1 protein-coding gene is annotated in these 828 nt (G+C 41.5%); it reads right to left on the bottom strand.

What is annotated here, in order from left to right:
- Positions 1 to 301: 301 nt before the first annotated feature.
- Positions 302 to 828, bottom strand: a 527-nt coding sequence (locus A3735_RS25430) for a sigma 54-interacting transcriptional regulator (protein ID WP_197486043.1), incomplete at its 5' end; no start/stop codon positions are given.

Genomic DNA, 828 nt, shown 5'->3' with positions numbered 1-828 from the left:
TTCACTATCAGAGACATCCACAACCGGGATAGTTGAAGTCATATAGCTACCTTTTGTTTGCCTCTCTTCAGGCTGATTAATTACTGACAATCAAAACACTTTAGAGAATTTATAGTTCAATTTAAGAAAACTATTGCAACACTTAGGCCAAGCACCTACAAAACAAATAAAGCTTTGTTTTTATTAAAAATTTACAGAGGAACAGGTGTTCAAAAGAAGGATTAAAAAACGACATTAAGACACGACATTTCGCCATAAAGCGATATATCGCGCCCACATTTAGATTTAGACAAACTAAACCTTAAGCACTAACACCAAGCTTTTTCATCTTGGAACGAAGGGTACTTGGTGGCAAATCAAGCAATTCAGCAGCTCCTTGCTTTCCCGCTATCATACCGCCAGTCTGTCTCAGCGCCTCTTTAATATGGTTTGCTTCCGCCTCTTTAAGCGTCACCAAGACGGCTGCATGGGAGTTTCTTCGTTTTTTAGGTGCAGAAGGGATGGGGGCAACATCAAGAATAGGTGGCGTACAAACAATCGCAGCCCGCTCGATGACGTTTTGAAGCTCTCTGATATTGCCAGGCCAATCATAATCACACAACTGCTGTAAGGCCGCTGGGGAAATATGGGTGAAATTTTTTGCTAACCTTAAATTCAGAGCATTCAGAATATGCTCTACAAGTAAAGGAATGTCCTCTTTTCGCTGGCGTAAACTAGGTGCCTGAATAGGAAAAACGCTAAGCCGATAATACAGGTCATTACGAAATTCACCCTGCTCTAGCATATCAGCCATATTACGATTGGTCGCGGCGATAACCCGAACATCAA

The sequence above is a fragment of the Oleiphilus sp. HI0061 genome (genome assembly GCF_001635675.1).
The sequence above is the reverse complement of the archived record's forward strand: the minus strand, read 5'-3'. Positions and strand labels throughout refer to the sequence as shown.